The sequence below is a fragment of the Streptomyces sp. S6 genome, assembly GCF_054880855.1.
Genome location: NZ_JBTYMC010000283.1, coordinates 1 through 8,742 on the forward strand (window position 1 = coordinate 1; position 8,742 = coordinate 8,742).

The 8,742-nt window shown below is 70.7% G+C and carries 10 protein-coding genes; 9 read left to right on the plus strand and 1 reads right to left on the minus strand.

Going from position 1 to position 8,742, the window contains the following annotated elements; all coding sequences use genetic code 11:
• Together ACVNF4_RS28255 and ACVNF4_RS28260 are read left to right on the plus strand one after the other, a co-directional pair.
• Positions 1–284: response regulator transcription factor (locus ACVNF4_RS28255; protein ID WP_461805713.1), on the plus strand; the 284-nt coding region annotated here is incomplete at its 5' end.
• Between the two features lie 67 nt (positions 285–351).
• The gene (locus tag ACVNF4_RS28260; RefSeq protein ID WP_461805714.1) at positions 352–1,569 is read left to right on the plus strand and encodes a cytochrome P450 family protein; all 1,218 of its coding nucleotides are present in this window, start codon (positions 352–354) and stop codon (positions 1,567–1,569) included.
• An 88-nt stretch (positions 1,570–1,657) separates the two neighbouring features.
• Here ACVNF4_RS28260 and ACVNF4_RS28265 read toward each other — a convergent pair whose 3' ends face one another.
• Positions 1,658–2,668 (minus strand): Gfo/Idh/MocA family oxidoreductase, encoded by a 1,011-nt coding sequence (locus tag ACVNF4_RS28265; RefSeq protein ID WP_461805715.1) that lies wholly within the window; start codon positions 2,666–2,668, stop codon positions 1,658–1,660.
• Between the two features lie 129 nt (positions 2,669–2,797).
• On the opposite strand from ACVNF4_RS28265, the gene ACVNF4_RS28270 reads away from it, so the two are divergent.
• The 7 genes from ACVNF4_RS28270 to ACVNF4_RS28300 all read left to right on the plus strand — a co-directional run.
• Complete coding sequence (locus ACVNF4_RS28270; protein WP_461805722.1) at positions 2,798–3,535, plus strand: GntR family transcriptional regulator; 738 nt, start codon at positions 2,798–2,800, stop codon at positions 3,533–3,535.
• Positions 3,536–3,790: 255 nt separating this feature from the next.
• Positions 3,791–4,795 (plus strand): sugar ABC transporter substrate-binding protein, encoded by a 1,005-nt coding sequence (locus ACVNF4_RS28275; protein ID WP_461805716.1) that lies wholly within the window; start codon positions 3,791–3,793, stop codon positions 4,793–4,795.
• Entirely contained in the window at positions 4,792–5,820 is a 1,029-nt protein-coding gene (locus ACVNF4_RS28280; protein ID WP_461805717.1) for an ABC transporter permease, read from the plus strand. Before ACVNF4_RS28275 ends, ACVNF4_RS28280 begins: the two co-directional genes overlap by 4 nt.
• Positions 5,817–6,587 (plus strand): ATP-binding cassette domain-containing protein, encoded by a 771-nt coding sequence (locus ACVNF4_RS28285; RefSeq protein WP_461805718.1) that lies wholly within the window; start codon positions 5,817–5,819, stop codon positions 6,585–6,587. The genes ACVNF4_RS28280 and ACVNF4_RS28285 overlap by 4 nt, the downstream gene beginning before the upstream one ends.
• A gap of 132 nt (positions 6,588–6,719) precedes the next feature.
• A complete protein-coding gene (locus ACVNF4_RS28290; RefSeq protein WP_461805719.1) occupies positions 6,720–7,865 on the plus strand; it encodes an ROK family glucokinase in 1,146 nt (381 codons plus the stop codon).
• Positions 7,862–8,455, plus strand: a complete 594-nt coding sequence (locus ACVNF4_RS28295) for a sugar kinase (protein ID WP_461805720.1) — start codon at positions 7,862–7,864, stop codon at positions 8,453–8,455. The genes ACVNF4_RS28290 and ACVNF4_RS28295 overlap by 4 nt, the downstream gene beginning before the upstream one ends.
• Before the next feature lie 107 nt (positions 8,456–8,562).
• Positions 8,563–8,742: hypothetical protein (locus ACVNF4_RS28300; RefSeq protein ID WP_461805721.1), on the plus strand; the 180-nt coding region annotated here is incomplete at its 3' end.

The following is an 8,742-nucleotide window of genomic DNA, read 5'->3' on the forward strand; positions in this document are numbered from 1 at the left end:
ACCCGATGATCGAGTTGATCGAAAGAGGCGCCCTACAGCAGGTCGGTACGGGCGAAGGCGATCCGTTCGAGTCGTACTTCTCCGGGAACACGATCCAGATCTGTCCCGTCGTCGTCCGCCTCGGCCGGGGCCTGAGCAACGCCGAGATCGCCGGCGAGCTGTTCATGAGCGTCGCGACCGTCAAGTCCCACGTCTCCCGGATCCTCGCCCGGCTCGGCCTCAACAACCGGGTCCAGATCGCGCTGCTCGCCTACGACGCGGGGCTGCTCGACGGGGACGAGTGACGCGCACCGCACGCCGGGCACTTCGCGGAGCCGCCGTGCGTTGTGCGGGTGACAGGAGGGGAGCGGCATGGGTGACGTGGTCGATCTGTGGGGGTCGGGCGAGCGGGGTGTCGTCGACCTGACGAACCTCGGCGAGGAGTTCCGGCGCGACCCGCATCCGGTGTACGCGCGGCTGCGCGAGCGGGGTCCGGTGCACCGGGTACGGCTCGGCGGGATGGCCGGCTCCTGGGAGACGTGGCTGGTCGTCGGGTACGACGAGGCGCGCGCCGCGCTCGCCGACGGCAGGCTGGCCAAGGACCAGCGCGGGCTCGAAGCGGGCGATCCCGACGAGGCGGTGATAGGCCGTCACCTCCTCGGCAGCGACCCGCCGGAGCACACCCGCCTGCGTTCCCTCGTCACCCGGGCGTTCACCGCGCGCCGCGTGCAGAGCCTCGCCCCGAGGGTTCAGGAGATCACCGACGGCCTGCTCGACGCGATGATCCCGCGCGGGCGTGCCGACCTCGTCGACGCGTTCTCCTTCCCGCTGCCCATCACCGTCATCTGTGAACTCCTCGGCGTCCCCGAACTGGACCGTGCGGCGTTCCGCGCGATGTCCACCGAGGTCGTCGCGCCCAGCGCGCCCGGCACCGGCCCGGAGGCGTTCGCCCGCCTCGGCGGCTACCTGACCGAGCTGATCGAGGACAAGCGCTCCAGCCGGCCGACGGACGACCTGCTGAGCGACCTGATCCGCACCACCGCCGAGGACGGCGACCGGCTCTCCTCCGCCGAACTGCGCGGCATGGCCTTCCTGTTGCTCATCGCGGGCCACGAGACGACCGTCAACCTGATCACCAACGCCGTCCACACCCTCCTCACCCACCCCGAGCACCTCGCCGCCCTGCGCGCCGACCCCGGCCTCCTGGACGGCGTCGTCGAGGAGACGCTGCGCTGGGAGGGCCCGGTGGAGAACGCGACGTTCCGGTTCGCCGCCGAGCCCCTGGAGATCGGCGGCGTCGCCATCGCGCAGAGCGCCTCGGTGGTGATCGGCCTCGCCGCGCCCGACCGCGACCCCGCGCGCTTCCCCGACCCCGACCGCTTCGACCCCCGCCGCGACACCCGGGGCCACCTCGCCTTCGGCCACGGCATCCACTACTGCCTCGGCGCACCGCTGGCCCGCCTGGAGGCCCGCACGGCGATCGCGGCCCTCCTGGAGCGCGCCCCGGGCCTCGCCCTCGACGGACCGCCGGGGGAGTGGCTGCCGGGGATGCTGGTCCGGGGGGTGCGGAGGCTGCCGGTGCGGTGGTGAGACGGGTGAGCGAGCCTGGAAAACCGGTCGGACGGTCTGTGAAGCTGACGCTTGTTCGCATTTATGCGCGCGCCGTCCCCACCCTCCGCTACGCGTGCGCCCCCGCGATCTCCACCAGATGCACTGGTCTGCGCTCCCGCAGCGACAGAGCGCACGCCTCGGCGATCCGCAGCGCCTGAAGCGCCTCACGGCCGTCACAGGGGTTCGCGCGCTCACCCCGGACCACTTCGACGAACGCGATCAGCTCGGCCTCGTAGGACGGCGCGAAACGCTCCAGGAAGCCGCTCCACGGCTTGTCCGCGGCGGGCGGCCCGGTCGGCTCGGTCGACGCGATGGGCGTGCGGTCGTCCAGGCCGACGACGATCTGGTCCAGCTCACCCGCCAGCTCCATCCGGACGTCGTACCCGGCGCCGTTCATCCGCGTCGCCGTGGCCGTGGCCAGCGTGCCGCCCTCCAGGGTCAGCACCGCCGCCGCCGTGTCGACGTCGCCCGCCGCACGGAACATCGGCGGCCCGGCGTCCGAACCCGTGGCGTACACCTGGGTCACCTCGCGCCCGGTCACCCAGCGCAGCGCGTCGTAGTCGTGCATCAGGTCGTCCCGGAAGATCCCGCCGGACACCGGCAGCCAGTCGGCGGGCGGCGGGATCTGGTCCGACGTCACCGTCCGCACCGTGTGCAGCCGTCCGAGGCGGCCCGCGTGGACGGCCTCGCGGGCGCCCAGGTAGCCGGTGTCGAAGCGCCGCTGGAAGCCCATCTGGAGCACCGTCCCGGCCGCCTCCACCTCGGCGAGCGCGTGCAGGGTGCCCGGCAGGTCGAGGGCGATCGGCTTCTCGCAGAAGACCGGCAGCCCCGCGCGCGCGGCCCGGCCGATCAGCTCCGCGTGCGCCGCCGTGGACGCGGTGATCACCACGGCGTCCACACCCCAGCGGAAGATCTCGTCGACCCCGGGCGCCGCCGTCTCCCCGAGGCGCAGCGCCAGATCCTGCGCCCGCGCGGGGTTCGCGTCCGTCAGGATCAGAGAGCCGACCTCGCGGTGCCGCCTCAAGGTGTTCGCATGAATCGTGCCGATGCGGCCCGTCCCGATGACGCCGATACGCATGAGGACAAAGTGAGGTCGGTGACGGTTCCCTGTCAATCCGCATGTCCGGACAATCTGACCGCACACCTTTCCGTCCACGGACCCCGGGGCTACGCTCGGGCCGTGCCGAAACCAGATGTGGACCCGACCGTGCAGCTCGAACTCCGCGTGGACAGAAGTTCCCCGGTGCCGCTGTACTTCCAGCTCTCCCAGCAGCTGGAGGCGGCCATCGAGCACGGCGCGCTCACCCCCGGCAGCCTCCTCGGCAACGAGATCGAACTCGCCGGGCGCCTCGGCCTGTCCCGCCCGACCGTCCGCCAGGCCATCCAGTCCCTCGTCGACAAGGGACTCCTCGTACGCCGCCGGGGCGTCGGCACCCAGGTCGTGCACAGCCAGGTCAAACGGCCCCTCGAACTGAGCAGCCTCTACGACGACCTGGAGTCGGCCGGCCAGCGCCCCGCGACGACCGTCCTGGTCAACACCGCCGTCCCGGCCACCGCCGAGGTCGCCGCCGCGCTCGCCGTCGCCGAGGGCAGCGAGGTCCAGCGCGTGGAGCGGCTGCGCCTCGCGCACGGCGAGCCGATGGCCTACCTCTGCAACCACCTGCCCGCAGGACTCCTCGACCTCGACACCGGCCAGCTGGAGGCCACCGGTCTCTACCGGCTGATGCGCGCCGCCGGGATCACCCTGCACAGCGCCCGCCAGTCCATCGGCGCCCGCGCGGCGACCGCCCCCGAGGCCGAGCGCCTCGCCGAACCCGAGGGCGCCCCGCTGCTCACCATGCAGCGCACCACCTTCGACGACACCGGCCGCGCGGTCGAGTTCGGCGACCACATCTACCGTCCGACGCGCTACTCCTTCGAGTTCCAGCTCCTCGTGCGGTCCTGAGGGGGCCGCAGAACGGCCGTGAGGCCCGCGCGGGACGACGGTCCGCGCGGGCTTTTTCGTGTGCCCCGCGCGCGTGTCTGGAAGGCTGAAAAGTCCCAATGTCCGGACAATGCGACCGAGTCGCGGTCCCCAGTCACGCCTCGCGTGCACCGTGTGTTCGATACTGGGGCGTTTGCGTCCGATGAGCGGTCACCCGGCACGGACGGACGACAGCGCACGGTCAAGACAGCAAGACGGCAAGAAGGGCACGGCCTCGTGGCACGGTTTCGGACCTGGGCAGGGATCGCGGTGGCGGGGGCGCTGTGCGTGTCCCTCGCGGGATGCAGCAGCACCGGCGGCAAGCGCGCCGAGGACGCCCGCAAGGCGGCGTCGGCCCAGGGTCGGGCGGCGGTGGACACGCCCCGCTGGACCTTCGCGATGATCACCCACTCCGGCGACGGGGACACCTTCTGGGACATCGTCCAGAGCGGCGCCAAGCAGGCCGCCGTCAAGGACAACATCAACTTCCTGTACTCCCACGACGACGAGGCCCAGCAGCAGGCCCAGCTCGTCGACGCCGCCGTCGACAAGAAGGTCGACGGCATCATCGTCACCCTCGCCAAACCGGACGCCATGAAAGCCGCCGTCGCGCGCGCGGTGAAGGCCGGCATCCCCGTGATCACCGTCAACTCCGGCTCTGCCGAGTCCGAGGCGTTCGGCGCGCTCGCCCACATCGGGCAGGACGAGACCGTCGCCGGCGAGGCCGTCGGCGAGGAACTGAACAAACGGGGCAAGAAGAAGGCCGTCTGCGTCCTGCACGAACAGGGCAACGTCGGCCACGAACAGCGCTGCGCGGGCGTCGCCAAGACGTTCACCGGGAGCGTCCAGAACCTGTACGTCACCGGCACCAACATGCCCGACGTGCAGTCCGCCATCGAGGCCAAGCTCCAGGCCGACACCGGCGTCGACGCCGTCGTCACCCTCGGCGCTCCTTACGCCGACACCGCCGTCAAGGCGAAGCAGGGCGCGGGCAGCAAGGCCGAGATCGACACCTTCGACCTCAACGCCAAGGTCGCGGCGGGCCTCTCGAACGGCTCCCTCGGCTTCGCCGTCGACCAGCAGCCCTACCTCCAGGGCTACGAGGCCGTCGACCTGCTGTGGCTCCACCGGTACAACGACGACGTCCTCGGCGGCGGCAAGCCCGTCCTGACCGGCCCCCAGATCATCACCAAGGACCAGGCGGCCCGGCTCGCCCAGTACACCGAGCGGGGCACCCGATGACCGGCGCGACCGACGAACGCCTGCTGGAGACCTCACCGCTGCGCCGGCTCCTCGGCCGCCCCGAACTGGGCTCCGTCGTCGGCGCGATCGCCGTGTTCCTGTTCTTCGCGGTGACCGCCGACAGCTTCCTGCGCGCCGCCAGCCTGTCGACCGTCCTGTACGCGTCCTCGACGATCGGCATCATGGCCGTCCCCGTCGCCCTGCTGATGATCGGCGGCGAGTTCGATCTGTCCGCCGGTGTCATGGTGACGTCGTCCGCATTGATCTCGTCCATGTTCAGCTACCAGATGACCGCGAACGTCTGGGTCGGCGTCGGAGTGTCGCTGCTGACGACGCTGGCGATCGGCGCCTTCAACGGGTACGTCCTCACCCGCACCGGGCTGCCCAGCTTCATCGTCACGCTCGGCACGTTCCTCATGTTGACCGGGTTGAATCTCGGGTTGACCAAGTTGATCGACGACACGGTGTCCACCAAGAGCATCGCGGACATGGAGGGGTTCCCCTCCGCGCACGACCTCTTCGCCTCCACCTTCACCGTCGGCGGCGTCGACTTCAAGGTCACCATCCTGTGGTGGTTCGCCCTCGTCGCCCTCGCCTCCTGGATCCTGCTGCGCACCCGCGCGGGCAACTGGATCTTCGCCGTCGGCGGGAACCAGGACGCGGCCCGCGCGGTGGGTGTCCCGGTCGTCCGCACGAAGATCGGCCTCTATATGGGCGTCGCCTTCGGAGCGTGGATCTCCGGTCAACACCTGCTGTTCAGCTATGACGTCGTCCAGTCCGGCGAGGGTGTCGGCAACGAGCTGATCTACATCATCGCGGCCGTCATCGGCGGCTGCCTCATCACCGGCGGCTACGGCAGCGCCGTCGGCTCGGCGGTCGGCGCGCTCATCTTCGGCATGACCAGCAAGGGCATCGTCTTCGCCGAGTGGAACCCCGACTGGTTCAAGTTCTTCCTCGGAGCGATGCTGCTCCTCGCGACCCTCCTCAACACGTGGGTCCGCAAGCGCGCGGAGGCGACCAAGTGACCCTCGTCGAACTGATCGAAGTCAGCAAGCACTACGGCAACATCCGGGCCCTGGAGGGTGTGTCGTTGGCCGTCAACGCCGGCGAAATCACCTGCGTCCTCGGCGACAACGGCGCCGGCAAGTCAACATTGATCAAGATCATCGCTGGTTTGCACCAACATGACGGCGGCACGCTCAACATTGACGGCGAATCAACCCGCCTGACCTCCCCCCGCGACGCCCTCGACCGAGGCATCGCCACCGTCTACCAGGACCTCGCCGTCGTCGGCCTCATGCCGGTCTGGCGCAACTTCTTCCTCGGCTCCGAACCCCGCACCGGCAAAGGCCCCTTCAAACGCCTCGACGTCGACTTCATGCGCCGCACGACCCACGCGGAACTGCTCCGCATGGGCATTGATCTGCGCGACGTCGATCAACCCATCGGCACGTTGTCCGGCGGCGAACGCCAGTGTGTGGCGATCGCGCGGGCGGTGTACTTCGGCGCGAAGGTGCTGGTGCTGGACGAACCGACGGCGGCGCTGGGGGTGAAGCAGTCGGGGGTGGTCCTGAAGTACGTGGCGGCGGCGAGGGACGAGGGCCTGGGCGTGGTCTTCATCACCCACAACCCGCATCACGCGTACATGGTGGGGGACAGGTTCGTGCTGTTGCGGCGAGGCCAGATGGCGGGGAACTACGCGCGCGACGAGGTCACCTTGGACGAGCTGACGAAACAGATGGCGGGTGGCAGCGACTTGGATGATTTGCGTCACGAACTGCAACGCCGCTGAGGGTAACGCCCTCTCAGGGGCGCGGGGAACTGCGCGACCAGCCACGATGCACCCGCAGACGGCAACGCACCGAACCAATTGCCCCCTGCCCCGATCGGCACCCCGCGTACGCGTGGGGCAGAATCGAGCCCGATGAGCACCTACGGCACCTTCACCGCCCCCATCGGCTCCCGCCGAGCCCCGGTCCTGCGCACCGTCGGCACCCGCGAGCGCCGCTCACACCTGACGGCCCCGCGCGTGCCGACGGTCGGCATCGACATCGGCGGCACCAAGGTCATGGCGGGCGTGGTCGACGCCGACGGCAACATCCTGGAGAAGCTCCGCACGGAGACCCCGGACAAGTCGAAGAGCCCGAAGGTCGTCGAGGACACGATCACCGAACTGGTCCTCGACCTCTCCGACCGGCACGACGTGCACGCCGTCGGCATCGGTGCGGCCGGCTGGGTCGACGCCGAACGCAACCGCGTCCTGTTCGCCCCCCACCTGTCGTGGCGCAACGAACCCCTGCGCGACCGCCTGGCGGGCCGTCTCGCCGTCCCCGTCCTGGTCGACAACGACGCCAACGCCGCCGCCTGGGCGGAGTGGCGCTTCGGCGCCGGACGCGGCGAGGACCACCTCGTCATGATCACCCTCGGCACCGGCATCGGCGGCGCGATCCTGGAGGACGGACAGGTCAAGCGCGGCAAGTACGGCGTGGCCGGCGAGTTCGGCCACATGCAGGTCGTTCCCGGCGGACACCGCTGCCCGTGCGGCAACCGCGGCTGCTGGGAGCAGTACAGCTCCGGCAACGCGCTCGTGCGGGAGGCCAAGGAGCTGGCGGCGGCCGACTCGCCGGTCGCGTACGGGATCATCGAGCACGTCAAGGGCCAGATCGACGACATCACCGGCCCGATGATCACGGAACTGGCCCGCGACGGCGACGCGATGTGCGTCGAACTCCTCCAGGACATCGGCCAGTGGCTCGGCGTCGGCATCGCCAACCTCGCCGCCGCCCTCGACCCCTCCTGCTTCGTCATCGGCGGCGGCGTGTCGGCCGCCGACGACCTGCTCATCGCCCCCGCGCGGGACGCGTTCAAGCGCCAGCTCACCGGCCGTGGCTACCGCCCGGAGGCACGGATCGTGCGCGCCCAGCTCGGCCCCGAGGCCGGCATGGTGGGCGCCGCCGACCTGGCCCGTCTCGTGGCCCGCAGGTTCCGGCGTGCCAAGCGGCGCCGGGTCGAGCGGTACGAGCGCTACGAGCGGTTCGCCGAGACGCGCCGCACGCAGGACACCGCGTGACGGCGGCGCTGCCCCGGCAGGCGGCGCCACCGGACGAGCCGTCGCGGCCCCCGGAGGACCGGGGGCACGTCATCCGGCGCAGGGCGCTCACCCTGCTGATCATCGTGCTGCTGATCGGCGTCCCGGCCGGCTATCTGGTGATCTCCGCCGCGCAGAGCCGGGACAGCGGCAAGGACAAGGAGGCGAAGTACTCGGCGACCGGCCTCACCAAGGGCTGGCCGTCGAAGGTCCAGCGCCGCCTCTACCAGATTCCCGTGCCGCACCCCTCGGTCAACGTCGCCTACTACGAGACCAACAACTGGCGCACCAGCCGCCTGTACGTGCAGTTCCAGACCACGAACGCCGGCCTCGACGAGTTCCTCGCCGACCTCGGGCTCACCCGCTCCGACCTGGTCGAGGGCCAGATCGCCGTCAACGCGCGCGACCAGGGCATCACCGGCTGGACCTTCACCGGACCCGGCGCCCGGCCCGGCGTCAACCTCGGCCTGGTGAAGGAGCAGAAGAACCCCAAGCCGACCCTGGACGTCGTCGTGAACACCTGGAACACGGACAACCCGATCGTGTACGTCGTCTCGCGCACCAGCCCCTGAGGCCCGCGGAAAGCCGCCCCGGCCGGTCTCCGGGACCGATTGTCAGACCCCGCCCGTAGAGTCGGAGACGACTGGATTCGCAGCACGGGCGGAGGTGGACGAAGCGTATGGACGAGCAGGCGGTGGAGGTACCCACGCGGCTGGCGGCGGTCTTCCTGCCCGCGCCCCTGCCCCGAGCGGGCCGCGTCGCCTTCTGGGACCCGTCGGACACCCCGCTGCCGACCGGGGCCGCCTCGGACGGCACGGACGGCATCGCCGTCGCGGAGCTCACGGTCGTCCGGCCGCAC

Excerpts from the sequence above, each read along its gene's own strand:
- ACVNF4_RS28265 (WP_461805715.1), bottom strand. The coding sequence starts at position 2,668 with ATGCGTATCGGCGTCATCGGGACGGGCCGCATCGGCACGATTCATGCG.
- ACVNF4_RS28290 (WP_461805719.1), top strand. The coding sequence starts at position 6,720 with ATGAGCACCTACGGCACCTTCACCGCCCCCATCGGCTCCCGCCGAGCC.
- ACVNF4_RS28280 (WP_461805717.1), top strand. The coding sequence starts at position 4,792 with ATGACCGGCGCGACCGACGAACGCCTGCTGGAGACCTCACCGCTGCGC.
- ACVNF4_RS28260 (WP_461805714.1), top strand. The coding sequence starts at position 352 with ATGGGTGACGTGGTCGATCTGTGGGGGTCGGGCGAGCGGGGTGTCGTC.